General features: G+C 72.9%; 19 protein-coding genes. 12 read left to right on the plus strand and 7 right to left on the minus strand.

Annotated features, from left to right (window positions below):
* Positions 1-22 precede the first annotated feature (22 nt).
* The 3 genes from ACDF64_RS05765 to ACDF64_RS05775 all read left to right on the plus strand — a co-directional run bounded on the left by ACDF64_RS05765 (position 23) and on the right by ACDF64_RS05775 (position 4,813).
* Positions 23-1,561, plus strand: a complete 1,539-nt coding sequence (locus ACDF64_RS05765; protein WP_394554016.1) for an MmgE/PrpD family protein — start codon at positions 23-25, stop codon at positions 1,559-1,561.
* A 186-nt stretch (positions 1,562-1,747) separates the two neighbouring features.
* Complete coding sequence (locus ACDF64_RS05770) at positions 1,748-4,156, plus strand: hypothetical protein (protein WP_394554018.1); 2,409 nt, start codon at positions 1,748-1,750, stop codon at positions 4,154-4,156.
* 93 nt (positions 4,157-4,249) lie between these two features.
* Complete coding sequence (locus tag ACDF64_RS05775; RefSeq protein WP_394554020.1) at positions 4,250-4,813, plus strand: acyl-CoA thioesterase; 564 nt, start codon at positions 4,250-4,252, stop codon at positions 4,811-4,813.
* Between the two features lie 57 nt (positions 4,814-4,870).
* Here ACDF64_RS05775 and ACDF64_RS05780 read toward each other — a convergent pair whose 3' ends face one another.
* The gene (locus ACDF64_RS05780) at positions 4,871-5,473 is read right to left on the minus strand and encodes a TetR/AcrR family transcriptional regulator (protein ID WP_394554022.1); all 603 of its coding nucleotides are present in this window, start codon (positions 5,471-5,473) and stop codon (positions 4,871-4,873) included.
* A 105-nt stretch (positions 5,474-5,578) separates the two neighbouring features.
* Between ACDF64_RS05780 and ACDF64_RS05785 the strand changes: the two genes are divergently transcribed.
* Complete coding sequence (locus ACDF64_RS05785; RefSeq protein ID WP_394554023.1) at positions 5,579-7,015, plus strand: DHA2 family efflux MFS transporter permease subunit; 1,437 nt, start codon at positions 5,579-5,581, stop codon at positions 7,013-7,015.
* Between the two features lie 60 nt (positions 7,016-7,075).
* Here the strand turns inward: ACDF64_RS05785 and ACDF64_RS05790 are convergent, their stop codons facing one another.
* Positions 7,076-8,164 carry an AI-2E family transporter gene (locus ACDF64_RS05790; protein WP_394554025.1) on the minus strand — a complete coding sequence of 363 codons (1,089 nt, stop codon included), beginning with the start codon at positions 8,162-8,164 and terminating at the stop codon, positions 7,076-7,078.
* A 33-nt stretch (positions 8,165-8,197) separates the two neighbouring features.
* Entirely contained in the window at positions 8,198-8,713 is a 516-nt protein-coding gene (locus ACDF64_RS05795) for an SRPBCC domain-containing protein (protein WP_394554027.1), read from the minus strand.
* A 70-nt stretch (positions 8,714-8,783) separates the two neighbouring features.
* Between ACDF64_RS05795 and ACDF64_RS05800 the strand changes: the two genes are divergently transcribed.
* Positions 8,784-9,149, plus strand: a complete 366-nt coding sequence (locus ACDF64_RS05800; RefSeq protein ID WP_394554028.1) for a hypothetical protein — start codon at positions 8,784-8,786, stop codon at positions 9,147-9,149.
* On the opposite strand, the gene ACDF64_RS05805 is transcribed toward ACDF64_RS05800, so the two are convergent.
* Positions 9,146-10,819: a phytoene desaturase family protein gene (locus ACDF64_RS05805; protein ID WP_394554029.1), complete on the minus strand. Its 1,674-nt coding sequence runs from the start codon at positions 10,817-10,819 to the stop codon at positions 9,146-9,148. The genes ACDF64_RS05800 and ACDF64_RS05805 overlap by 4 nt on opposite strands.
* 181 nt (positions 10,820-11,000) lie before the next feature.
* On the opposite strand from ACDF64_RS05805, the gene ACDF64_RS05810 reads away from it, so the two are divergent.
* The 3 genes from ACDF64_RS05810 to ACDF64_RS05820 all read left to right on the plus strand — a co-directional run bounded on the left by ACDF64_RS05810 (position 11,001) and on the right by ACDF64_RS05820 (position 15,183).
* Complete coding sequence (locus ACDF64_RS05810) at positions 11,001-13,430, plus strand: adenylyl cyclase (protein WP_394554031.1); 2,430 nt, start codon at positions 11,001-11,003, stop codon at positions 13,428-13,430.
* A gap of 122 nt (positions 13,431-13,552) precedes the next feature.
* Positions 13,553-14,629, plus strand: coding sequence for a WxL protein peptidoglycan domain-containing protein (locus ACDF64_RS05815; RefSeq protein ID WP_394554033.1), 1,077 nt, complete (start codon positions 13,553-13,555; stop codon positions 14,627-14,629).
* A 110-nt stretch (positions 14,630-14,739) separates the two neighbouring features.
* The gene (locus ACDF64_RS05820) at positions 14,740-15,183 is read left to right on the plus strand and encodes a VOC family protein (protein ID WP_394554035.1); all 444 of its coding nucleotides are present in this window, start codon (positions 14,740-14,742) and stop codon (positions 15,181-15,183) included.
* Positions 15,184-15,252: 69 nt separating this feature from the next.
* Here ACDF64_RS05820 and ACDF64_RS05825 read toward each other — a convergent pair whose 3' ends face one another.
* A complete protein-coding gene (locus ACDF64_RS05825; RefSeq protein ID WP_394554037.1) occupies positions 15,253-16,020 on the minus strand; it encodes a BMP family ABC transporter substrate-binding protein in 768 nt (255 codons plus the stop codon).
* Between the two features lie 146 nt (positions 16,021-16,166).
* Here ACDF64_RS05825 and ACDF64_RS05830 point away from each other — a divergent pair, with 146 nt between their 5' ends.
* The 3 genes from ACDF64_RS05830 (at position 16,167) to ACDF64_RS05840 (ending at position 20,648) form a co-directional block, all read left to right on the plus strand.
* Positions 16,167-17,429, plus strand: a complete 1,263-nt coding sequence (locus ACDF64_RS05830; RefSeq protein WP_394554039.1) for a HupE/UreJ family protein — start codon at positions 16,167-16,169, stop codon at positions 17,427-17,429.
* A gap of 164 nt (positions 17,430-17,593) precedes the next feature.
* Positions 17,594-19,438, plus strand: coding sequence for a fibronectin type III domain-containing protein (locus ACDF64_RS05835; RefSeq protein WP_394554041.1), 1,845 nt, complete (start codon positions 17,594-17,596; stop codon positions 19,436-19,438).
* Positions 19,439-19,559: 121 nt separating this feature from the next.
* Positions 19,560-20,648 carry a WxL protein peptidoglycan domain-containing protein gene (locus ACDF64_RS05840; protein WP_394554043.1) on the plus strand — a complete coding sequence of 363 codons (1,089 nt, stop codon included), beginning with the start codon at positions 19,560-19,562 and terminating at the stop codon, positions 20,646-20,648.
* A 69-nt stretch (positions 20,649-20,717) separates the two neighbouring features.
* On the opposite strand, the gene ACDF64_RS05845 is transcribed toward ACDF64_RS05840, so the two are convergent.
* The gene (locus ACDF64_RS05845) at positions 20,718-21,467 is read right to left on the minus strand and encodes an META domain-containing protein (protein ID WP_394554044.1); all 750 of its coding nucleotides are present in this window, start codon (positions 21,465-21,467) and stop codon (positions 20,718-20,720) included.
* Positions 21,468-21,511: 44 nt separating this feature from the next.
* The gene (locus ACDF64_RS05850) at positions 21,512-22,396 is read right to left on the minus strand and encodes a LysR family transcriptional regulator (RefSeq protein ID WP_394554045.1); all 885 of its coding nucleotides are present in this window, start codon (positions 22,394-22,396) and stop codon (positions 21,512-21,514) included.
* 147 nt (positions 22,397-22,543) lie between these two features.
* Between ACDF64_RS05850 and ACDF64_RS05855 the strand changes: the two genes are divergently transcribed.
* Positions 22,544-26,308 (plus strand): proline dehydrogenase family protein, encoded by a 3,765-nt coding sequence (locus tag ACDF64_RS05855; protein ID WP_394554046.1) that lies wholly within the window; start codon positions 22,544-22,546, stop codon positions 26,306-26,308.
* Positions 26,309-26,313 lie beyond the last annotated feature (5 nt).

A 26,313-nucleotide genomic window follows, 5' to 3' on the forward strand; every position in this document is an offset into this window, starting at 1 on the left:
CCCATTCGCTAGCGTGGTGCAGGTGAAGACCCACCACGTGCGTACCCACCGGAGCGACGAGGGCCTCGGCCGCGACGGCCAGCTCGCCTGGCAGCTCGCCGCGCTCGCCGTCGATCCCGTCGAACTCGACGCCGACGTCGTCGACATGGTCGTCAACCGGGTGATCGACAATGCCGCGGTCGCCGCGGCGTCGCTCGCCCGGAAGCCCGTCGTCTCGGCCAGGAGCCAGGCGCTCTCGCACGCGGTCTCGATCGGCGGCGAGGGGGCGACCGTGTTCGGCGCCGACGCCGCCCGGCGCACGAGCCCCGAGTGGGCGGCGTGGGCGAACGGCGTCGCGGTGCGCGAGCTCGACTTCCACGACACCTTCCTCGCGAAGGAGTACTCGCACCCCGGCGACAACATCCCGCCGATCGTCGCGGTCGCCCAGCACCTCGCGTCGGCGCGCGGCCTGACCGGCCGCGACCTCGTGCGCGGCATCGCGACGGGGTACGAGATCCAGATCGACCTCGCCAAGGGCATCTCGCTGCACGAGCACAAGATCGACCACGTCGCGCACCTCGGCCCGTCGGCCGCGGCCGGCATCGGCACGCTGCTCGGCCTGGACCAGGAGACGATCTTCCAGGCGATCGGGCAGGCGCTGCACACCACGACCGCGACGCGCCAGTCGCGCAAGGGCGAGATCTCGACGTGGAAGGCGCACGCGCCGGCGTTCGCCGGGAAGATGGCCGTCGAGGCGGTCGACCGCGCGATGCGCGGCGAGACCAGCCCCGTGCCGATCTATGAGGGCGAGGACGGCGTCATCGCGTGGCTCCTCGGCGGGCCCGAGGCATCCTACGAGGTCCCGCTGCCCGAGGCCGGCGAGGCCAAGCGGGCCATCCTCGACTCGTACACCAAGGAGCACTCGGCCGAGTACCAGGCGCAGGCGTGGATCGACCTGGCGCGGAAGCTGCACGACCAGTATCCGATCCTGCTCGACGACCCCGAGAACGTCGAGTCGATCGTGCTCGAGACCTCGCACCACACGCACTACGTCATCGGCTCGGGTGCGAACGACCCGCAGAAGTACGATCCGGATGCCTCGCGCGAGACGCTCGACCACTCGATCCCGTACATCTTCGCGGTCGCCCTCCAGGACGGCTCGTGGCACCACGCCGACTCCTACTCGCCGGAGCGCGCCCACCGACCCGACACGGTCGAGCTCTGGCGCAAGATCTCGACCGTCGAGGACGCCGAGTGGACGCGCCGCTACCACTCGCTCGACATCGAGGAGAAGGCGTTCGGCGGCAAGGTCGTCATCAAGCTCCGCGACGGCGCCGAGATCGTCGACGAGATCGCGGTCGCGGACGCGCATCCGCTCGGTGCGCGCCCCTTCGGCCGCGAGCACTACGTGCAGAAGTTCCGCACGCTCGCCGAGTGGGCCCTCGAGCCGACCGAGATCGAGCGCTTCCTCGAGCTCGCGCAGCGCCTGCCCGAGCTCGGCCCCGACGAGCTCGGCGCCCTGACGATCACGGCGGCGCCCGGTGCGCTCGTCGGCGCGGAGATCCCGACCGGACTGTTCTAGCGGCGCCTCGGACCCTCGGTTCGGACGGGCACCCCCGAACCGAGGGGTATTCTCCGCATTCCCTCGCGGCTGCGTGCGAGCCCGTGCTATCTTCCCCCAGCCGGCCGGCGCCGACCCGACGCCCGACCGACGCCCGTCGGATGCGCAACGCCGCCCCCGACCGGCCCGCGCTCGGGAGTTGTGCACATGAGCCGCTCAGCGTCCACTCGACCCGATCGTCCGCGACTCGTTCGCGGCCGGCGCCTCGGCATCGGCCTCGTCGCCGCGATCGCCGCACTCATCCTCCCGGCCGTCTCGGCGCCGGTCGCCGCGTCGGCCGAGGACGGCGGGAGCATCGTCGGCTGGATCTACTCGGCGGACTACGACCAACTGCTGCCGGACACCGTCGTCTCGGTCTACGACGCGACCGGGGACGGCTGCTGCGAGGTCGCGACCACGTCGACGGACGACTCCGGCGCCTACGCGTTCACCGGGCTCGAGCCGGGAACCTACCGCGTGCGCGCCGAAGCGGATCCGGTCAGGTGGGAGCCCGCGTGGTACCCGCAGGAGGCATCCTTCGAAGCCGCCGCCGATGTCGTCGTCGGCGCGGGGGAGCAGCAGGACGTCACCTTCGCCGTGCAACGGCGCGCGGCCGTCGTCTCCGGGGTGATCAGGTCGGCTGCGACGGCGGAGCCGATCGCCGGCGCGACGCTCGAACTGTGGGGGTACAGCTCGGACGAGTGGGCACCGCCCGCCCTCCAGGTCGTCGCGATCGCGGTCTCCGACGCCGCGGGCGCCTACCGTCTGGAGTACCGCACCGAAGGCGGCAGCTACCGGTTGCGCGGGCGCGCCGACCCCGGCGCGTTCGCCGGGCGCTGGTATCCGAACGCGGTCTCGTCCTCGACCGCGCAGTCGTTCTGGCTGGGACAGGGCGATCAGCTGACCGGCTACGACCTCTCCCTTCCCGCGTCCGACAACGCCATCGCGGGCACGGTCACCCACGTCGGCACCGGACTCGCGCTCGCCGGAGCGACCGTCGAGTTCTTCGCGGCTCCCGGAGATGCGACGCCCGTCGCGAGCCTCACCACCGCGGCGGACGGCTCGTACGCTCGCGCCTTCCCGGCCGGCACCGTCGTGTGGGTTCGGGCGAGCTCGGATCCGGCCCAGTTCGCGGTGTCCGAGACCGTGCAGGTGTCGCTGAACGACGGCGCCCGGCACACGGTCGACTTCGCGCTCGCGGATGCGCCGGGTCTCGGCGCGTTCGATCCGATGGGCTGGCCGACCGTATCGGTGGCCGCCGACGGCACGCTGGTCGCTTCGCCGGGTACCTGGGGGCCGGAGCCGGTCGAGTTCACGGCGCAGTGGTGGCGGAACTGGGCGGAGGTTCCCGGTGCGACGGGACCGACCTACGCGCCCGTGGCATCCGACGTGGGCACCACGATCTGGGTGCGGATCTACGCGAAGAAGGCGGGCTACGCCTGGACGTTCCGGGACAGCACCACGGTGGTCCCGACCAGGGCGACGCTTTCCGCCTCGACCCCGGTCATCACCGGGACGCCCGCGGTGGGCGCGACCCTCGGAGTGAACCCGGGAGCATGGGGTCCGCTCCCGGTCTTCTTCGAGTACCAGTGGCTCAGGGACGGGTGGCCCATCGTCGAGGCCAGGCGTTCGACCTACACCCTGGTCGCGGAGGACCAGGGCACCGAGGTGTCGGTGCGCGTGATGGGCACGAAGCAACCCGTCTACTGGCCCTCGACCCGGGTCTCGGCCCCCGTCGTCGTGCCCTCGACGCAGCCGGTGCTGAACCCGGCCCCCGTGCCGACGATCGCCGGTGCGGCGCGCGTCGGCGTCAAGCTCGTGGCGACGGTCGGGTCCTGGGGACCGGGAGGCGTCGCCAAGTCCTATCAATGGCTTCGCGACGGCGTCCCGATCAACGGCGCGACCTCGGCGAACTACACGCTGACCCCCGACGACGTCGGCCGGCACATCCGGTTCGCCGTCACGGCCTCGAAGGTGGGCTACGTGCCCAAGTTCCGCTACAGCGCCGAGACCGACGCGGTCGACGCCGGCGTGTTCACCCAGACCCCGGTGCCCCGGATCATCGGCGCCGTGCGATACGGGTCGCCCGAACTCACGGTCGCGACCGGGACCTGGAAGCCGGCGCCCGACGAACTGCAGTACGAGTGGGTGCGCGACGGCGAGCTGATCCCGGGGGCGACCGGCGCGACCTACGCACTCACCCTCGACGACATCGGCCACTCGCTCGCGGTCCGGGTGCGCGGCGTCAAGTCGTGGTACTACCAGGTGCTGCAGGAGAGCGCGCCGCGCGTGATCCTGCCGGGCCGGATCACGAACGAGGTCCTGCCGAGCATCGCCGGCACTCCGCAGGTGGGGTCCCAGCTCACGGCCGACCCCGGCTCGTGGACTCCGCCGACGGCCGAACTGCGGTACGAGTGGCTTCGCGCGGGGGTCCCGATCGCCGGCGCGACCGCCTCGACGTACGTGCTCACCGCCGCCGACCGGAACAAGGTGATCAAGGTCCGCGTGACGGCGACGCTCCCGGGGTACGACCCGCTGGTCCGCACGAGCGTGGGAACCGCGAGGATCCTGCCGTAGGGCACAACGCGGCGGCGGGACATCCACGGCTCGCGTTGTCGCGGGTCGCCAACGAATCGACAGGACCGTGGGATGTCTCGTACGGTCGAGCCCATGCACATGCTGTTCCGGACGCTCCTCCACGTGCTGTTCCTGTCGCGCCGCAAGCCCGACCTCGGGCACTGGGACGTCGCGCGCACGCGCTTCATCACGCTGCCGACGGACCTCGACATCAACCGCCACATGAACAACGGCGTCTACTACTCGATCATGGACGTCGCGCGGTTCGACATGCTCGTGCGGAACGGCATCTGGAAGACCATGCTCGACCAGGGCTGGTACCCCGTGGTCGCGAGCGAGACGATCACGTTCCGCAAGTCGCTCAGCCTCTGGCAGCGATTCACGATCGAGTCGAAGGTGCTCGGGTTCGATGACAAGGCCGTCTACGTCGAGCAGCGGTTCGTGCGCCCCGGTCCCGATGGGAAGCCGGAGATCTACGCGCAGGGGCTCATCCGCGGCCGCTTCCTGAAGAAGTCGGGCGGGATCGTGCCCATCCCGGAGCTCGTCGAGGCGTTCGGCGCGGACGGCATGGGCGAGCTGCCCGAGTGGATCCACCGCTGGGGCGAGGATGTCGCGCTGCCGCCGACGCGTGCGGAGGCGCCGTCGACCTGGGCCTGAGGCCCGAGGCCGCTCCAGCCCGCCGCGCGCTTCGAGGCGCCGGCGCCGGCGCCCGGCTCAGGCGCGCGTCGCGGGCTCGCGCGTGAGTCCCTCGAGCACCGTGTCGAGCTTGTCGCCGAAGGTGCAGGCGAGCAGCTCGTCGACGTTCCGCTCCTGCTGCACCTGGGTGACCATGCCCGAGGCGATGAGGGTGTTGATGAGCATGCCCTGGGCCATGAACTGCATGGCCTCGGCGGGCTCGAAGACCGTGCGCAGCCGGTCGTAGCAGCGCATGAACCCGTCTCGGGCGACCGGGCCGATCACGGGGTCGTGGCCGAGGATGAACCCCTGCATGAGGGCGAGCAGGATGCCGCGGTCGGTCTCGACGAGCTCGACGTACGATGCGCCGACGCGGGCCTGGATGCTGCGCCCGTCGTCGTTGGCGATGGCCGCGTCGAACGCGGCGAGGATGCGGTCGGAGGTGCGCTGGAGCACCTCGACGAACAGCTGCTCCTTGGTGCCGAACATGCGCACGACGTAGGGCTGGCTGATGCCGGCCGCCCTGGCCACGCGGTCGGTCGTGGCGCCGGCGTAGCCGAGGTCGCCGAACACGCGGGTCGCGGCCTCGAGGATCAGTTCGCGCCGCTCCGTTGCGGGGATGCGATCGGATTTCTGGTGCACGCTTGACATGTTATCAGTCGATTACTACATTGGCCCCGTGGTCGATGTAATCAGTCGATTACCACATACAGACGCATCTATTTCCGGATCACTCCAGGAGCTCGCATGTCCACCGCCGTCCGCCGCCCACCCGTGTGGCTCGCCATCGTCGCGGCATCCCTGCCCATGTTCATGGCAACCCTCGACAACCTCATCGTCACGAACGCCCTGCCCGCCATGCGGGCGGACCTCGATGCCTCCATCGAGGAGCTGCAGTGGTTCGTGAACGCGTACACGATCGCCTTCGCGACGTTCATCCTCGCCGCCGCCGCGCTCGGCGACCGCATCGGCCGGCGAACGGTGTTCGTCGCCGGCATCGCCGTCTTCACCGCCGCGAGCGCCCTCGCCGCGCTCAGCACCGAGCCGTGGATGGTCATCGGCGCGCGCGCCGTGCAGGGCCTCGGCGCGGCCGGCATCATGCCGCTCTCGCTCACCCTCATCGCGGGTGCGGTTCCCGATCGACTCCGAGCCGCGGCGATCGGCATCTGGGGCGGCGTCGCCGGCCTCGGCGTCGCGCTCGGCCCGCTCGTCGGCGGCGCCGTGATCGAGGGCTGGAACTGGCAGGCGATCTTCTGGCTCAACATCCCGATCGGCATCATCGCGATCCCCCTCGTCCTCGCCGTCCTGCCGAACACCCTCGGCGCGCGCGTGCGCATGGACCTCCCGGGCGTCGCGCTCGCGGGCCTCGGCGTGCTCGGCCTGGTCTACGGGATCGTCCGCGGCAACGACGCGGGCTGGGACAGCGCCGAGGTGGTCGGCGCCCTCGTCGCGGGCGCCGCGCTCATCGCCGCGTTCATCGTCTGGGAACTGCGGGCGAAGGCGCCGCTCCTGCCCCTGCGGCTCTTCCGCTCGCGGAGCTTCAGCGCCGCGAACGTCGTCGGCTTCACGTTCAGCTTCGGCATGTTCGGCGCGGTGTTCATCCTCACCCAGTTCCTCCAGATCGTGCAGGGCGCGAGCGCGCTCGAGGCCGGCGTGCAGACCATGCCGTGGACCCTCGCGCCGATGTTCGTCGCCCCGATCGCGGGCGCGCTCGCCGGCCGCATCGGCACCCGGCCGCTGATCCTCACGGGCCTCGCGATGCAGACGATCGCGCTCGGCTGGATCGCCCTGCTGCTCGACCCCGCGGTCGAGTACGCCGTGCTCGTCGCGCCGTTCCTCCTCGCCGGCGTCGGCATGGCGCTCGTCTTCGCGCCCATGTCGACCGCGGTCCTGCAGGACATGCCCGCCGACGACCAGGCCAAGGCCTCGGGCACGAACTCGACGCTGCGCGAGCTCGGCGTCGCCCTCGGCATCGCGGTGCTCACCGCCGTGTTCACCGGCGCGGGCGGCGAGCTGACGCCCACCGGGTACGTGGACGCGGCGGTGCCCGCCGTCCTCACGGGCGCGGCGGCGCTGGCCGCCGGGTTCGTCGGGGCGCTCTTCCTGCCGCGTCGGTCGAAGGGCGCAGCGGATGCCCCGGCCGACGCCGAGCGCGAGGTCGAGCCGGTCGGCGCGGGGGCGTAGCGCCGACGATCGCGGATCGCGCGCCGGGCGTCGCCTTCGGGCGGCGCCCGGTTCGGCGTCCTACAGCCGGGCCTGCCGGGGGATCCAGATCTCGCGCAGGATCAGCAGGATGCCGGCCGAGATCGGGATCGCCACGAGTGCGCCGAGGAGTCCCAGCAGGGTGCCGCCGGCAAGGGCCGAGATGAGCACGATCGTCCCGGGCACCTGCACGGCCTTGCCCATCACGCGCGGCGTCAGGACGTAGGCCTCGACCTGCATGTAGACGAGCATGACGAGCAGCACGATGAGCGCCGCGGTCGGCGACGTGAACAGCGCGAACACCGTCATGATCGTCGTGGTCAGCACCGTGCCGATGAGCGGGATGAGCGTCACGAACAGCGCGATCACGCCGAACAGCAGCGCGAACGGCACGCCGACGACGGCGAGCAGGATGGTCGAGAACACCGCGTTGCAGAACGCGAGGATCACCATCCCGCTCAGGTACTTCCCGACCGACGCCATGATGCGCTCGGAGTAGTCCACGATCCGGTCGCGGTGCGACGCCTTCACGAGCTGGTAGATCGCGTGCTTGGTCGCGTCGAGGGTCGCGATGAAGTAGATCGACAGCACCGCGACGAACACGCCGGTCGACACCGCGCCGATGACCGAGACGCCGAAGGCGAGGGCGCCGCCGCCGATCGAGGCCCAGAGGTTGGGGTCGGTGATCACCTGCTGGAGGCCCGCGAGGATGTCGCTGATCACGCCGTTCGACGCCTGGTTGATGCCGGCGTACCAGTCGCTCGACTGCACGTCCTTCACCATCGAGGGGATGCTCTGGATCAGGGCCGCGATCTGGTCCACGAGCGGCGGGATGACGACCCAGATGATGCCGACGACGACCGCGATGAACAGCAGGATGACGACGACGATCGCGGCGCCCCGCTTGAGTCCCCGACGCTCGAACCAGCGGATCAGCGGATCGAGTCCGAGCGAGACGAACGCGGCGATGAAGACCGAGAGCACGACGCTCTGCAGGTTCGCGAACGCGATCGCGAGCAGCACCGCCAGGAGCACGCCGAGCGCGACCGTGAACCCCCACAGCAGCGGGCGGCGCGCGAACATCGAGTCGGACGCGGGCCCGAGCGCCGAGGGCGACCCGCGCCGTCGCATCCCGGGCGGGATCCTCACGCGCCGAGCCGCCGCTCAGGCACTGTGCTCCGTGCGCGGGACGGGCAGCCGGGCGTAGTGGTCGGCGAGCAGGGGGTAGTAGTCGGACCAGTCGGGCATCGGCGTGCCCGCGCGGGCGGCGGTGAACCGATCGAAGTAGTAGTCCCATCCGGGGCCGACCTCGGTCACGTCCTGGGTGCCGGTCAACCGTTCCTGGAACGTGAGCGAGGTCATCCCGCCGCCCTCGGTGAGGTGCAGGTGCAGGCGCCTCGTCTCCGGGCCGCTGCCGAAGTGGAGCCGGAGCCGGTGCGGCGCCTCGCACTCGAGGACCGACACCGACATCCAGTCGGCGTCGGGATCCTCGGCGGTCATCCGGAACAGGATCGCGCCGGTCGACGGGCTCCCCGTCCACGTGCCGATCCACGCGGACATCGCGTGCGGATTCGTGAGGGTGTGCCAGACCTCCTCGATCGGCGCGTGGAACAACCTGGAGAACTGGAGCCTGAGCTCGTTCCCGGAGATGGCGTAGTGCCCGGTCGCCGTCGCGCCCATCCTCGACCCCCAATGTCGCTCGTGGTGTCAGGCTAATCCGGCCGTACGGCGAAGGGCTAGAGTCGGAGCCATGACTTCCAGGGGGCAGGGAACACGTCACGAAGAGGCGCTCGACATCACCGAGGGCAAGTCCGGGCTGTGGGGCGCGCTCGCCGGCCTCATCGTCGCGGCGCTCATCGCGGTGCCGTTGTCGGCCGCCTTCTCGTTCGCGACGCACCCGAACACGCAGCAGCTCTTCGCCGGTCGACTCGACGAAGCGAGCCCCGCCGGCTACCAGGCGTTCTGGTGGCTCGTGACGCTCCTGCTGGCCGCGCTGCCCTTCCTGGTGGGATTCGGCGTCGCGAAGCTCTCGGCGAGGTCGCTGCTCGTGATCGGCGCGATCATCGCGCTGTTCGTGATCGCGATCATGATCATCGGGCAGATGTTCGTCTTCTAGCGTTCCAGCACGGCCATGGCCGCGTTGTGGCCGCCGATGCCGCTGACCGCACCGCCGCGCCGCGCGCCGGACCCGCACACGAGGATGCCGGGATGCCGTGTGCCGACGCCCCATCGCTCGGCCGGCGTGGCGAGCGCGTCGCCGGGCTCGGCCCACGGCCACGACAGCGGGCCGTGGAAGATGTTGCCGCCGGGCAGCGCGAGCGCCTCCTCGAGGTCGTGGGTGGTCTTCACCTCGATGCAGGGGCGGCCCGAGGCATCCGTCGCGATGACGTCGCGGATCGGCTCGGCGAGCACGCTGTCGAGCGAGGCCAGCACCGCGTCCTCGAGCCGCGCGCGCAGCTCGTCGTTGCCGAACCGCTCGACGAGCCGGTCGGGCACGTGCAGGCCGAACACCGTGAGGGTGTGCGCGCCGGCGGCCGCGAGCTCGGGCGAGAGGATCGACGGGTCGCTCAGCGTGTGGCAGTAGATCTCGCACGGCAGCGGCGAGGGGATGCCCCCGCGCGACGCCGTGCGGAACGCGTCGTCGAGCTGCGTCGCGAGCTCGTTGACGTGGAACGTGCCGGCGAACGCCTCCTCCGGGCGCACCGACTCGTCGCGCAGCCGCGGGAGTCGGGTGAGCAGGAGGTTCACCTTGACCTGCGCGCCCTCGGGCGTCGCGAGCGCGCGCAGGCGCTCGGCGACCACGGACGGCACGGCGGGCGCGCCCGCGGCGCGGGCCGCGTCCTCGACGAGGCGGTCGAGCACGACGGGCGCGACGTTCGCGAGCACCACGCGAGCGGATGCCTCGTGCTCGGCGCCGTCGTGCCGCCACCGCACGCGCGGGGCATCCTCGTCGCCCGCGCCGCCCGCGCGGCTCGCGCCCGGTGAGATCGCGGTCGCCTCGGCGTCGGTGACGAGCGTCGCGCCCGCCTCGCGGGCGGCGCGCGCGAGTTCGCCCGTGACCGCGTCCATGCCGCCGACCGGGACGTCCCAGTCGCCGGTCCCGCCGCCGATGACGTGGTAGAGGAAGCAGCGGTTCGCGTCGAGCTCGGGGTCGGCGAGGTCGGTGAACGTCCCGATCAGCCCGTCGGTCGCGACGACGCCGCGGACCAGGTCGGACGCGAAGCGTCCGTCGAGCGCCTCGGCGAGCGGGCGCTCGACGAACGCGCGCCACGCGTCGTCGTCGCCGACGAGCGCGCGGGCCTCGTCGCGCGTCGGCAGCGGCTCGGTGAGCGTCGGGAACAGCGCCTCGGCGAGGCGTGCGGTGTCGGCGTAGAAGGTCTTCCACGACTCGGCGTCGTCGGCCGCGTCGACGCGCGCGAAGGCGGCGGCGGATGCCTCGGGCCCGGCCTCGACGTCGACGAGCAGGCCGCGCGACGGGTCGCGGGGGTCGGGCGTGTACGACGAGAACCGGCGGCGGACGAGCCGAACGTCGAGCCCGAGGTCGTCGATGATGCGCTGCGGCAGGAGGCTGACGAGGTACGAGTAGCGGCTGAGGCGCGCGTCGACGCCCTCGAACGCCTGCGCCGAGACCGCGGCGCCGCCGAGGTGGTCGTCGCGTTCGAGCAGGAGCACGTCGAGGCCCGACCGGGCGAGGTAGGCGGCGGCGGTGAGGCCGTTGTGGCCGCCGCCGACGATCACGACGTCGTGATCCGGTCGGCTGGAACGGTCGGCTTCCGGGTGAGGCATCCATCGAGCGTAGGCGACCGGGCAGCCCTGAGGGGCGTGGCGAAATATTACTGACAAGTCAGTAAGTTTTCCGCTACGGTGATCACCGTTCGCGTCGCCGTCGACGCGAACGGTGCAGCCCCACTCCGCACCGACCGGAAGCCCGGCGGCGCGACGCCGCCGGCAGTTCAAAGGAGAACCAGTGACGCAACGCACCAGGGCGGGTCATCCATCCGCCCGATCCCGGCGCCGCCTCGGCGCCGGCGCGGCCATCGCCGCCCTCGCGATCGGAGGAACCGTGTTCACCGCCATGCCCGCGGCCGCAGCCGACGCGGACCTGTTCGGCCCCAACGTCACGATCTTCGACGAGACGTGGACGGCCGACCAGATCAGCGCCGCACTGCAGGCCGCCTCGCAGGAGGCCGAGTTCAGCCAGAACCGGCACCAGTTCTTCTTCAAGCCGGGCACCTACGGCTCGGCGGCGGGGCAGAACAACCCGACGACCGCGACGGGCATCGTGAACTCCGAGCTCGGCTACTACCAGGCGGTCGCCGGTCTCGGCGCCTCGCCCGAGGACGTCCGCATCAACGGCTCGATCCACGTCGAGCCCGTGCGCGCGTGCGAGGCGAACCCCTGGGACTGCCAGCAGCCCGGCTCGCTCACGCGGTTCTGGCGCTCGATGTCCAACCTCACGTTCAACCCGATCCAGCGTGCGATCGGCGCCGACGCGGCCCGCCCCTTCCCGAGCGGCACGGCTGACGCGCACCAGATGCGGTTCGCGGTGTCGCAGGCCGCACCGCTGCGTCGCATCAACATCGAGGGCAAGCTCACCCTCATGGGTCGCGTGGGCGAGTACGCATCGGGCGGATACCTCGCCAACTCGCGCGTGACGGGCGAAGTGCTGAGCGGTTCGCAGCAGCAGTGGTTCACCCGCAACTCCAGCGTCGGCACGTGGAACGGCGGCGTCTGGAACATGGTGTTCTCGGGCGTGCAGGGCGCACCGGCCACCGATTTCGGCACGATCGTCAAGTACACGAACAACGACCCGAACCGCCCCGAGTACGGCAACAAGACGACGATCGCCGAGACCCCGCTCGTGCGGGAGGCGCCGTTCCTGTACCTCGACGGCAGTGACTACGAGGTGTTCGTGCCGAAGGCGAAGGCGAACTCGAGCGGCTACGACTGGTCGACGGACGCGTCGGCCGGCCAGTCCATCCCGCTGTCGGACTTCTACATCGCCAAGGAGGGCGCGACCGCGGCCCAGCTCAACGCGGCGCTCGCGGCCGGCAAGCACCTGCTGCTCACCCCCGCGGTCTACCAGCTGGATGCCCCGCTCCACGTCGACCGCGCCGGGACGGTCGTGCTCGGCCTCGGCTACGCCTCGCTCGTGCCGACGGCGGGGAACGCAGCCATCGCGGTCGGGGATGTCCCGGGCGTGAAGATCGCCGGCATCACGGTCGATGCGGGAACGACGCAGTCCGACGTGCTCGTGCAGGTCGGGCCCGACGGGGCATCCGCTTCGACGCCGTCCGACCCGACGACGCTCAGCGACGTGTTCATCCGCGTCGGCGGTGCCTGGGCGGGCAAGGCCGAGACGTCGATCGAGGTCAACAGCCCCGACACGCTGCTCGACCACATCTGGGCGTGGCGCGCCGACCACGGCGAGGGAGTCGGCTGGACCTCGAACGTCGGCGACCACGGCGTGGTCGTGAACGGCGACAACGTCACGGCGCTCGGCCTCTTCGTCGAGCACTACCAGAAGAACCAGGTCGTCTGGAACGGCGAACGCGGACGGACGATCTTCTACCAGAGCGAGATCCCGTACGACCCGCCCACGCAGGGCGCCTACATGGACGGCACGCGTCTCGGCTACGCGTCCTACCGCGTCGGCGACAACGTGCGCCAGCACCTCGCGCAGGGACTCGGCGTGTACTCGTTCTTCGACAACCAGTACAACGGGAGCAAGGACATCTTCGTCGAGAGCGGCGTGCAGGTCCCGCAGAAGCCGGGCGTGCGCGTCGAGTCGGCGGTGTCGGTCAAGCTCAACGGCACGGGCGGCATCAACCACATCGTCAACGGCCTCGGCGACGCCGCGGCCGGCGCGGGCGGCGGCATCACGAAGCTCCTCAGGGTCTACGAGACCGCGGTCGACCCGAACGCGCAGACCCTCCAGGTGACCGTGCCCGTCGGCGCCCCGGGCGAGTTCGTGTGGAGCATCGACGGGACCAACGGGATCGTCGACCTCGGCACGGCCGTCGAGAACGGCGACCGGTTCGAGGCATCCGGCTCGATCAACCCGGTGCGGGTCACCGACACGCGTCGCAGCCGCGCCGCCTGGTCGGTGTCGGCCCAGGTGAGCGACTTCGACTCGAACGTCGCGTCGTTCTCGGGCAAGTACCTCGGCTGGACGCCGTCCGTGGTCGAGGCCGGTGGCGGGGCCGCCGCCGGCGATCCGGTGGAGTCGGGCTTCGACTCCGGCGACGGCCTGTCGAAGTCGTCGACGCTCGGCCACGCGGCATCGGGTCACGAGAAGGGGTCGGCCAAGCTCGGCGCCGAGCTCGACCTGAAGCTCCCGGTCGACGTCACCGACGGCACCTACAAGGCGACGCTCACCATCACCGGCCTGAGCTGATCCCCGGCTCGGCCTGAGGAGCGGCCGGGGCGTCTGCCCGCCCCGGCCGCTCCGCTCCACCCGATCCACCTGCTCCATCCGCACCATCCGCACCATCCCTGTAACGACGTCGAGGAGCCGCCATGTCCGTCCGCCGCGCCGCATCCACCGCCTCCGCCGCGCTCGTCGCGGCGCTCTCGCTCGCGGCCGTCGTCGGCGGGATCGGCGCGGCCCCGGCCGCCGCGGAGGGACCCGACGTCACCTGGGGCGTGCGGACCGCGGCGAACGCGTTCGGCGACACCCGCGAGAACTACGCCTACCGCGTCGACGCCGGCGAGACGATCGAGGACGCGATCGTCATCGCGAACCACGACGACGCGCCCATCGCCCTCGACGTGTACGCCGCCGACGGCTTCACGTCGGAGAGCGGGCAGCTCGACGTCGCCCCGCGCAGCGCGACCCCCCGCGATCTCGGCTCCTGGCTGGTGCCGGCCGCCGACCGGGTCGTCGTGCCGCCCGGCGAGGCGATCGAGGTGCCGTTCACGGTCGAGGTGCCGGCGAACGCGACCCCCGGCGACCACGCCGGAGGCATCCTGACCTCGCTGGTCGACCCGGAGGCGGACCAGGGCCTCACGGTCGACCGTCGTCTCGGCATCCGCATCCACCTGCGGGTCGACGGCGCCCTCGCGCCCGAACTCGCGATCGACGACCTGCGCGTCGGGTACGAGGGCACCGCGAACCCGTTCGGCGCGGGCGAGGCGACCGTCCGCTACACCGTGCGGAACGCCGGCAACGTGCGACTGTCGGCCGGACAGGCCGTGACGGTCGCCGGCCCGTTCGGCATGCTGCCGGTCGCGGCGGCCGGCCTCGCCGACGTGCCCGAACTGCTGCCCGGCGAGACCTGGCCGGTCGAGGTGCGAGTCGCGGGCGTGCTGCCGACGTTCGCCGTGACCGCGACGGTCGCGCTCGACCCGCGCGCACCCGAGCGCGCCGACGTGGACGCCGAGCCGGTCGAGGCGATCGCGGCCGCCCCCGCGATCCCGTGGGTCCTGCTCGTGGTCGCGCTGCTGATCGCGGCCGGCGTCGTGCTCGGGCTGCGCCTCGCGCGGCGGAAGCGCGCCGAGCGGCAGGCGCGCGAGGACGCACGCGTGCAGGACGCGGTCGAGCGCGCCCTGCAGGAGCGGGAGCAGGAGCGGGAGCACGCGGACGCGGGCGTGTGAGTTCCGGCCGGGCGGGCGCCGGACCGGGGCTGCGGGCGCCGGACCCGGGCGCCGGACCCGGGCGGCGCGCGACGGTTGCGGATGTCGGCGGGCGGGGGTTGCATCGGCACATGGACATCGCATTCGTGGCCGGCTTCGGCCCGATCGGCACGCCCGGCACCGAGTCGCACGACTTCTGGTCCGGTGCGCTCGGGATCCGGTTCCACGAGAACGCGCCGCGCTACTTCCACACCGAGGAGCTGCCCGGCGTGAAGGCGTTCGCCATCTGGCCGATCGACCAGGCCGCCGAGGCCACGTTCGGCACGACCGAGTGGCCCGCCGATCGCCCCGTGCCGCAGGCGTGGATCGAGTTCGACGTCGACTCGCACGAGGCCGTCGCGCCGGCCGTCGAGGAACTCCGAGCGAAGGGATGCGAGATCCTCGTGGACGCGCACCTCGAGCCGTGGGGGCAGACCACCGCGCGCGTGCAGAGCCCGGAGGGACTGCTCGTCGGCGTGAGCCACACGCCGTGGATGCACGGTTCGGCCGACGAGGCCGCCGGCGCGGAGGGGTAGCGCGCCGAGTCGTCGGCCGGCGCACGCGCGGCGATCCGGGCCCGACGGCCCGACGGCCCGCCGGCGCGGTCAGCTCGGCAGGTCGAGCACGATGCCGGTCAGCCCCTGCAGCACCGCCGCGACGCCGAGTTCCACGGCGTCGCGGCTGCGGGCGGGCGTGACCGAGGCGGCGTCCTGGTCTCCGGCCGCGGCCAGGCCCGTGCCGCGGAACGTGGCGCCGTCCCAGATGACCGCCGTCATGTTGGCGGTGGGCTCGGCCACCTGCGCGCCGACGATCAGGAACTGCCGGTCGAAGAACTGCGGGGTCGCGTACGTGAACCCGTCGACGACCTCGGCGCCAGCCCCGATCACGAGATCGAGGTCCGCTCCCGCCGACGACACGATGCGCTGCTCCACGCCGACCTGGTCGACTTCCCGGGCGACCTGCAGGGCGACGCCGTGCTCGTCGGCCCAGCCCTCGATCGCGGCGACGAGCGTGGTCGTCGCGGGCGAGTCGCCGGCGACGACGAGGAGCGCCCGGTAGCCGGCAGGCGGGTGGACGCCCGCCCACGAGCCGGGCTCGGGCGACACCGTGGCCTCGGGCGACGGCGAGGGGAGCGAGCCGAGGATGCTCCGCGACCCCGCCTGCCCCCCGAGCCCGGCGATCCCGACCGACACGCCGACGACGGCCACGCCGATCGCGACCGCCGACGCCACGATCGCGACCAGCGGCCCGAGGGCGGCACGCCGGGCCCCGGAGCGGGACGCGTCGGGTCGCGGATCGGCGGCGGGCGGGGCGTCGTCGAGGGACGACGGCAGTCCGTCGTGGGGCGGAGCAGGGGCGGTCGGGGCGTCCATCGCCCGTGAGCGTGCCACCGTCCGCCGACGCGGAGGTGACCGGACGGTGCGTTCCCGGTGAACGGGACGGGACGGACGTTCGCCGCACGGCTGCCCTCCGTTCACCGGCATCCACGAAGGTCGGCGTGGCCGACCGAAGGAGACCCATGCCCGCCCCCACCCGATCCCGCCGCCTGCGCGCGATCGCCGCCACTGCGATCGCGCTCGCCCTGCCGATGCTCGGCCTCGCGCTCGCCCCGACCCCCGCGAGCGCGCACGGGTTCACCTCGACCGTCTACGCCGAGGCGACGTCCACCTCGACCGGCGTCGAGGTCGAACTCGACCTCGAGTACGACCTGCTCGTGGTCTCGGCGGCCGAGAACGAGGGCGACCCCGCCTTCTTCGACGACGGCATGGCCGTGTTCGAGACCGGCGACGAACCCGAGGCGCTCGCGGCGCATCCGGAGACCGTACTCGCCTACGTCGCCGACCGCTTCACCGTCGCCGTCGGCGGCGAAGCGTGCACGCCGCGGCAGCGCGGCGACGCGACCGTGCACGAGCGCGACGGCGTGCCGTACGCGACCTACGTGCTCGACTTCGCGTGCGCCGGCGGGGGAGGTGCCGAGGCCGCCGATGCGGCGGGCCGCCACGGGGCCGCCGCGCTCGAGTTCCGCAGCGCCCTGTTCCCGGACGACGAGGGCTACGTCACCGGCACCACGACGATCCTCGACTACGACCTCGACGGCCAGGCGGGCAGCGCCGCACTCGACGACGCGCACCCGACCTACTCGACCGAGCAGCCGTGGACCGAGCGGTTCGCCGAGTTCTTCCTCCTCGGCGCCGAGCACCTGCTGGGCGGGCTCGACCACATCCTCTTCCTCGTCGCGTTGATCGTCGGCTCGCGTCGCCTGCGCGACGTGATCCTGGCCGCGACGACGTTCACGGTCGCGCATTCGATCACGTTCCTGCTCGCGGCGCTCGGGCTCGTGCGCGTGCCGTCGGTCGTCGTCGAGCCCGTGATCGCGCTGTCGATCGCGATCGTCGCGGCCTGGTACCTCCTCGGGGTGGCGCGGGCGCGGGACATCCGCTCGCCCGCGCCGTCGCTCGATGCGGGCGGCCGGCGGCTCGACCGCTCGGATGCGTCGCGCCTCGCCGTCGTGTTCGTGTTCGGCCTGATCCACGGGCTCGGCTTCGCGAGCGCGCTCGGCATCGACGAGGCGTGGTCGTGGACCCTCCTCGGATCCCTGCTGGTGTTCAACGTCGGGATCGAGGCGGTGCAGGTCGGCATCATCCTCGTGGCGTTCCCGCTGCTCGCCCTGCTGCGCCGGCGCACCCCGCTGGCGGCGGGCCTCGCGGCCGTTGCCGTCGCGAGCGTCGTCACGGTCGTCGGACTCGTGTGGTTCGTCGAACGCGTGCCCTGGTGGGCGTGAGGGCAGGTGGCGAGCGCGGCCGACCGGGTCGCCGCCGGTTCGGCCGACCGACACCGGCGGGCCGTCGTCCGGACACCGCCGATTCACCGGGCGAGGCCAGCGTGGCGGCGGCGCACCTCGCGCCGACGCACGTCACCACCATCCGAAAGGAACGGATCCTCTCCATGTCGATCAACGACGCGGCTCCCGCGTTCTCGCGGCGGACCCGCCGCGCCGCCGCGGGACTCTCCGCGGCGGTCGCCTGCCTCGCGCTCACCGTCGGGGGCCTCGCCCTCACGGCGGCGCCGGCGTCGGCGGCCACCACCGCAGCGTCCGACCTGGTCCTCCAGGTCGGCGCCGACCAGTCCCAGCGCAACCTCGCCTGGTACTCGCCGACGGCCGTCGCCCAGGTGGCGCAGCTCGCGCTCGCCTCGGACGTCGTCGACGGGGCGTTCCCGTCGACGGCGGTCACCGTCACGTCGACCGGCGGCCCGACCACGAGCGGCGAGGTCAACCACTTCGCGACGTTCACGGGCCTGCTCCCGAACACCGCCTACGTCTACCGCGTCGGCAGCGAGGGCGACTGGTCGTCGACGTACTCGTTCCAGACCCGTGCCTTCGACGGCGACTTCGACTTCCTGTTCTTCGGCGACCCGCAGATCGGGTCGTCGGGCAACGTCCCCAACGACGCGGCCGGCTGGAACGCGACGCTCGACGTCGCGACCGCGGCCTACCCCGCCGCCGAGCTGCTGTTCTCGTCCGGCGACCAGGTCGAGACCGCGAACAACGAGGCGCAGTACGAGGCGTTCCTCACCCCGGACGCGCTGCGCCGGATCCCGTTCGTCGCGACCAACGGCAACCACGACGTGGGCTCGAAGGCGTACGCGCAGCACTTCAACACGCCGAACCTCGACCCCACCGCGGGTGCCGCGTCCTCGGGCACGACCTCGGGCGGCGACTACTGGTTCACCTACAAGGACGTCCTGTTCCTCGACATCAACTCGAACAGCCTGAACGACGCCTCGCACATCGCGTGGCTGACCCAGGTCGTGCAGGACCACGGCGCCGACGCGAAGTGGAAGGTGCTCGCCTTCCACCACTCGATCTACTCGGCCGGCCCGCACGCGACGGACACCGACGTGAAGACCCGCCGCGCCGACCTGCCGACCACGATCTCGAACCTGGGGATCGACCTGGTGCTGCAGGGCCACGACCACAGCTACGCGCGCAGCTACCTCCTGCGCAACGGCGAGAAGGCGAACGCGGCCGAGGCCGCCGGCGCCGACTCGGTCGTGAAGGGTCCGGGCGGCGTGCTCTACGTCACCGCGAACTCGGCGTCGGGTTCGAAGTACTACGACCTGCAGGCGTCGGGCTTCCCGTACCTGTCGGTCTCGAACCAGGAGAAGGTGCGCAACTACACCGCGGTCGAGGTCACCGATGAGGCGATCACGGTGAAGACGCTCCGCAGCCAGGCCAACGGCGACCAGAAGCCCGTGAACAGCGTGGTCGACGCGGTCACGCTCACGCGCGAGGACGCCCCGGCGGTCGACCCGAACGCGCAGCAGGTCGCGGTCGCCGTGCCGGACACCACGCCGGGCGAGTTCGTGTGGAGCGTCGACGGCACCAACGGCCTCGTCGACCTCGGCACCGCGACGGCGCAGGGCGACCACTTCGCCGCCTCGGGCTCGATCAACCCGATCCGCGTCACCGACACCCGTCGCACGGGCGCCGCGTGGTCGCTGTCGGCGCAGGTCGGCACGTTCAGCTCGGGCAACACGCTCTTCTCGGGCAAGTACCTCGGCTGGACGCCGAAGGTCGTCGAGCAGGGCGGCGGCGCGCTCGCGGGCGACGCCGTGCAGTCGGGCTTCGACGCCGGCGACGGTCTCGGGGTCGCGCGCGGCCTGGCCCACGCGGCGACGGGCCACGCGCCCGGCTCGGCGAAGCTCGGCGCCGACCTCGACCTGAAGCTGCCGACCGAGGTCGCGGGCGGCGCCTACCAGGCGACGCTCACGGTCACCGCGCTCAGCTGAGCACCGGATGACCCGGGGCCGGGCGCTCCAGCCCGGCCCCACCCCGTTCCTCCGTTCCCACCGATCCACCGATCCACCGATCCACCGATCCGCCGATCCGCCGCGACTCCCCGAGGAAGCCATGCCCGCTCGATCCCAGCTCCGCCCCCGAGGCATCCGCGCCCTCGCGCTCGCCGCGGCCGCCGTCGCGCTCGCCTCGCCGACCGCCCCGGCCTTCGCCGCCGACGATCCCGTGTCCGACCCCGCCGTGTGGGGCGTGCGCACCGCGTCGAACGACCTCGGTGCCGCGCGCGAGCACTACGCCTACGCGCTCGATCCCGGCGAGACGCTGCACGATGCGATCGTCGTCGCGAACCACGACTCCACGCCCCTCGACCTCGACGTGTACGCCGCTGACGGGTTCACGACCGAGGCGGGCGAGCTCGACCTCCTGATGCGCGGCGAGACCTCGACGTCGGTCGGAGCGTGGATCGCGCTCGACGAGGGCACGGTGCACCTCGAGCCCGGGGCATCCGTCGAGGTGCCGTTCACGGTGACCGTGCCGGAGTCCGCGTCGCCGGGCGACTACGCCGGCGGCGTGGTGACGTCGCTCGCGACGCCCGAGCAGCAGCAGGGAATCGCCGTCGACCGGCGGCTCGGCATCCGCGTGCACCTCCGCGTAGGCGGCGACCTCGCGCCCGCGCTCGCCGTCGAGGACCTGCGCGTCGACTACACCGGCACCCTCGACCCGTTCGGGACGGGCGAGGCGGTCGTCACGTACACCGTCCGCAACACGGGGAACCTGCGCCTCTCGGCGACCCAGGCCGCGTCGGTCGCGGGGCCGGGCGGCCTGTTCCCCGTGGCGGCTGCGGGCCTCGGCGACCTCCCCGAACTGCTCCCGGGGGACGAGCGCGAGGTGCGCGTCCCGATCGCGGGCGTCTTCCCCGCGGGGCTGGTGACGGCCGACGTGGTCCTGCAGCCGATCGTGCCGCAGACGGTGGATGCCTCGGATGCCGCGGTCGCGGTCGACGCGGTGCGCGCGCAGGCGACCACCTGGGCCGTGTCGTGGACGCTGCTCGGGCTCGTCCTCCTGGTCGTGGCCGCCGCCGTGCTGCCGTTCGTGCTGCGAGGCCGACGCCGCCGTCGCGAGGACGCGCGGGTCGCGGCCGCCGTCGCGGAGGCGCTGGCCGCTCGCGACGAGGAGCGCGCGGGCACCGCGGTCGAGCGGTAGCCGGCAGGCCGGGCGCGCGCAGGCGGTCGGGCGCGTCAGGCCGTCGGGCGCTCGGCGCCGTCGTGCCCGTCAGGCCGTCCGCGGCAGCGTCGCGAGCACGGTGCCGTGGTCGTCGACCACCGTGAGCGTGTCGCCCTGGACGGTCCCGGAGTCGAGCGCGCCGAGGGTCTGGTCGCCGTCGGGGCACGCCATCCGCGTCATGGCGACGTCGTTGAACTCGGCCGCGGTGCCGTCGTCCTCGAGCTCCCAGGTGCCCATGAGCGTGTTGCAGCCGTCGCTGCCGGTGAGCGACCCGTCGGCGCCGAGCACCAGGTGCGGCTGCGTCGGGTCCGCCGTGCCCCAGGTCCCGACGAACCCGGTGCCCGACACCGATGCGGAATCGTCGGACGAGGCCGACGGCGACGGCGACGCGCTCGTCGTCGCGGGGGCCGCCTCGGGTGAGTCGGAGGTCCGCTCGAGCCGGCCGATCTCCGCGCCGTCGTCGGAGAGGATCGTCATCGTCGTTCCGGAGACGGTCGCGACGTCGAGGCCGGAGAGCCACGTGTCGACGCCCTCGCAGGCCATCAGCGTGGACGCGACGTCCCCGAACTCGATCTGGTCGGCCTCGTCGAGCTCCCAGCCGCCGGCGAGCCGGTTGCAGCCGTCGCTGCCCGTCAGGGTGCCGTCCTCGGCGAGCGAGAGGTACGGCTCGCCGGTCGTCGGGTCGCCCCACGTGCCGACCACGTCGATGCCGCCACCGGATGACCCGCCGCAGCCGCTCAACGCGATCGCCGCGACGACCGCCCCCACGCCCAAGATGACCGCCCGCGTCCCACCCATGCGGCGAGGCTATCGCGTGGCCCCCACGGCGTCACCCCACGGCGTCACCCCGCGGCGCGGCCCAGCGCCTCCCTGACCGCGACCACGGCGGGACGTGCGGCGCCGGCCAGGCGTGCCGAGGAGAACACCTCGCGGTGCGGGCTGCCCGGGGGTGCGACGAGCGCGAGATCGCTCGGCTCGCCCGCCCAGACGAGGTCGGGCAGGAGCCCGACCGCGTTGCCCGAGCGGATGAGCCGGATGTGCGCCGTCAGGTCGGCGGTCTCGTAGCGCACGTCGGGCTCGAACCCCGCGGATCGGCAGAGCTGCTCGGCCCACTCGCGCGACGCCGTGCCGCGGGGTTCCAGCACCCAGGCGCGTGCGGCGAGGTCGGCGAGGCGCGGCGGGTGCGGGGCATCCGCGGGCGGCAGCGCCACCCGGATCGCGTCGGACACGAGCGGGACGCGGTCGAGCCCGGGCACGAGCGGCCTGGTGCGACCGGGGTACTGCTCGGCGAGCGCGAGGTCGACGTCCCGCGCGGCGACCTCGACGAGGCCGGCCTCGGGTTCGCGCTCGACGACCTCGACGCGCAGCGCCGGGTGCTCCTCGGCGAGGAGCGTGAGCGCGCCGGGGAGCACCGCGTGCGCGGCCGACTGGAACACCGCGATGCGGACGGTCCCGCCGACGGCGGTGAGCGATCGGGCGACGTCGGCCTCGGCCTCCTCGAGCCGGTCGAGGATCGCGGCGGCGTGCCCGACGAGGACGAGCGCCTGCGGCGTGAGCTGGACGCGGCGTCCGGCCTGCACGAGCAGGGGCACGCCGGCCTCGCGCTCCAGGACCCCGAGCTGCTGCGACACCGAGGACGGGCTGTACGAGAGCGCCTCGGCGACGGCCGCGAGCGTGCCCCGGCGGTGCAGCTCGACGAGGAGTCGCAGGCGTCGGACGTCGAGCATGCGACCTCCCTCCTCGATCATTCGGTTCTTCCGACGAGTATCCATCGGAATCATGCGCTGGAGTGAACGGATGCGCCGCCGGAGACTTGTCTGCGATCCCGCGCGCGAGACACGGGACCGGAGCGAGTGAGGACTACCGTCGTGACCATGACCACCGCGGACCACGTGCGGACCGATCGCGTCGTCTCCCTCGTCCGCCGCTGGCTCGCCGAGAGCCAGGGCCACCCCGTCGACCCCTCGGCGGCACGGCTCGCGGGCGTGCTCAAGGACCCGAACGGCCTCGCCTTCACCGTCGGCTTCGTCGACGGCGTCATGCGCCCCGAGGACCTCGGCGTCGCCGGGCGCAACCTCGCGAAGGTCGCGCCGCTCGCACCGAGGTTCCTGCCCTGGCACCTCCGCGCGGCCGTCCGGGTCGGCGGCGCGCTCGCGCCCGCGTTCCCGTGGGCCGTCGTCCCCATCGCCCGCCGCGTGCTCCGCCGGATGGTCGGGCACCTCGTGCTCGACGCGACGCCGCGGCACCTCGGCCCCGCGATCGCGAAGCTGCGCGACTCGGGCGACCGGCTGAACCTCAACCTCCTCGGCGAAGCCGTGCTCGGCGAGCAGGAAGCCGACCGCCGCCTCCAGGGCACCTACGAGTTCCTCGCGCGCGACGACGTCGACTACGTCTCGATCAAGGTGTCGAGCGTCGTCAGCCAACTCTCGATGTGGTCGTTCGACGACACCGTCGAGCGGGTCGTCGAGAAGCTCACCCCGCTGTACCGGCTCGCGGCGCGGTCGTCCGCGGCCGGGAAGCCGAAGTTCATCAACCTCGACATGGAGGAGTACCGCGACCTCGACCTGACGATCGCGGTCTTCCGGGCGCTCCTCGACCAGCCCGAGTTCCAGGCGCTCGAGGCCGGGATCGTGCTCCAGACCTACCTGCCCGACGCGCTCGACGCGATGCAGCGGCTCACCGCGTGGGCGCAGGCCCGCCGCGCCGCGGGCGGCGCCCCGATCAAGGTGCGGGTCGTGAAGGGCGCCAACCTCGCCATGGAGCACGTCGACGCCGAACTGCACGGATGGCCCGTCGCGACGTACCCCACCAAGCAGGACTCCGACACCAACTACAAGCGCGTGCTGCACTGGTCGCTCACCCCCGAGCGCACCGACGCGGTCCACCTCGGCATCGCCGGGCACAACCTCTTCGACGTCGCGCACGCCGCGCTCGTGGCGAAGGAGCGCGGCGTCGCCGACCGCGTCGAGTTCGAGATGCTCCTCGGCATGGCGACCGGGCAGGCCGCCGCGGTCCGGAAGGACGTCGGCCGGCTCCTGCTCTACACGCCCGTCGTCAGCCCGGCCGAGTTCGACGTCGCGATCGCGTACCTCGTGCGCCGGCTCGAGGAGAACGCCAGCCAGGACAACTTCATGTCCGCCGTGTTCGAGCTCGACCGCGACGAGCGGTTGTTCCAGCGCGAGCGCGGCCGGTACCTCCGTTCGCTCGAGGCGCTCGCCGAGGAGACCGACGGCACGCCCGCGCCCCGGCCGAACCGCACGCAGAACCGGCGCACCGAATGGGCGGACGGGGTTCCGGATGCCCCGCACCGCGGTGCCCAGGCGCCCGGCACCGGGCACGACGACGAATCGCTCACCGACGTGGTCTCCGGACTCGCCCGTGGGTCGCAGGGCGACGGGTGGGGGGCGGGCGCCCTCGCCGACGGCACCGCCACAGGCGCTGATCCGGGCCTGGGGACGGCCGTCCCCGGCGTCACCGGCTGGGCGGCGGCGCCCGCCGCGCCGCCCGCTCCGTGGCTGAGCTCCGCGCCCGCCACGACCGGAGCCGTCGCGGCGATCGGCGATCGCGACGAGGCATCCGCTGCGCTCGTCGGCTCGGGCCGCACGCCCGGCTTCCGCAACCAGCCCGACACCGACCCGGCGCTCGCCGCGAACCGCGACTGGGGGCGGCGGATCCTCGAGCGCGTCCCGCTCTCGACGCTCGGCCGCGCGACCATCGACGCCGCGAGGGTGACGGACGCCGCCGACCTGCGCGCGATCCTCGAGCGCACCGCCGCCGCGGGCAAGGCCTGGGGCGAGCTGCCGGGCGCCGAGCGCGCCGCGCTGCTCCACCGCGCCGGGATCTCGCTCGCGGCGAACCGCGACCGCCTCATCGAGGTGATGGCGTCGGAGTCCGGCAAGACGATCGCCGAGGGCGACCCCGAGGTGAGCGAGGCCGTCGACTTCGCCCACTACTACGCCGAGCGCGCCCGCGAGCTCGACCACGTCCAGGGCGCGATCTTCGTGCCCTCGAAGCTCACGCTCGTGACGCCGCCGTGGAACTTCCCGGTCGCGATCTCGGCGGGCGGCGTGCTCGCCGCGCTCGCCGCGGGCTCGGGCGTCGTCGTGAAGCCCGCGCCGCTCGCGCGCCGCTCGGGCGCGGTCATGGTCGAGGCGCTCTGGGAGGCGGGCATCCCGCGCGACCTGCTGGCCCTCGTCGACGTCGGCGAGGAGGACCTGGGTCGCGAGCTCGTCGCGAGCCCGCTCGTCGACCGGGTCATCCTCACGGGCGCCTACGAGACCGCGGAGCTGTTCCGCTCGTTCCGCGCCGACCTCCCGCTGCTCGCGGAGACGAGCGGCAAGAACGCGATCATCGTGACGCCCTCGGCGGACCTCGACCTCGCGGCGGCCGACGTCGTCCGGAGCGCGTTCGGGCACGCCGGGCAGAAGTGCTCGGCCGCCTCGCTCGTCATCCTCGTCGGCGAGGTCGCGAAGTCGGAGCGGTTCCAGCGCCAGCTCGTGGATGCCGCGCGGTCGCTCCGCGTCGGCCTCGCGTCCGACGCGACGACCCAGGTCGGCCCCGTCGTCGAGCCCGCGCAGGGCAAGCTGCTGCACGCGCTCACCCAGCTCGGCGCGGGCGAGACGTGGCTGCTCGAGCCGCGCCGGCTCGACTCGGCCGGATCGCTCTGGTCGCCCGGCATCCGCACGGGCGTGCAGCCCGGCACCTACTTCCACCTCACCGAGTTCTTCGGCCCCGTGCTCGGCATCATGCACGCGAAGGACCTCGACGAGGCGATCTCGATCCAGAACGCCGTCGACTACGGCCTCACCGCCGGGCTGCACTCGCTCGACGCCGAGGAGCTCGCGACCTGGCTCGCCCGCGTCGAGGCCGGCAACCTGTACGTGAACCGGGGCATCACGGGCGCGATCGTGCAGCGCCAGCCGTTCGGCGGTTGGAAGAAGTCGTCGGTCGGCGCGGGCGCGAAGGCCGGCGGGCCGAACTACCTCCTCGGGCTCGGCGACTGGGCGCCCGACCACTCGCGGACCACGCAGTCGCTCCACCTCCGCGGGCTCGACCGGCGCGTGACCGATCTCATCGAGGCGTCGCAGTCGTCGCTCGCCTACGACCGGTTCGAGGTGCTGCGCCGCGGCGCCCTGTCGGATGCGGTCGCGTGGGCCGAGGAGTACGGCACGGTCCGGGATGCCTCGGGCCTCGGCGTCGAACGGAACCTCTTCCGCTACCTGCCGGTTCCGGTGACCATCCGGATCTCGGACGACGCGGCCCTCGTCGACGGGCTGCGGGTGATCGCGGCCGGCGTGCTCGCGAGGTCCCGGGTCACCGTGTCGACCTCGGCCAAGCTTCCCCGCGGCGTGCGGAACGCGCTCGCGACCCGGAGCCTCGAGGTCGTCGCCGAGGACGATGCCGCCTGGCTCGCCCGCGTGCGACGCGGCGGGCTCGGCACGTCGCGCGTGCGGCTGGTCGGCGGCGACGCATCCGCGCTCGCCGAGGCGCTCGGCGGGCGGCCGGACATCGCGGTGTGGTCGCACCCGGTCACGCCCTCGGGCCGGATCGAACTGCTGCCGTTCCTGCGGGAGCAGGCGATCTCGATCACGAACCACCGGTTCGGCAACCCGACGTCGCTGTCGGACGGGGTGATCTAGGCCGG

Origin of the sequence: Agromyces sp. MMS24-JH15, assembly GCF_043518605.1 — a bacterium.
Classification (GTDB): Bacteria; Actinomycetota; Actinomycetes; order Actinomycetales; family Microbacteriaceae; genus Agromyces.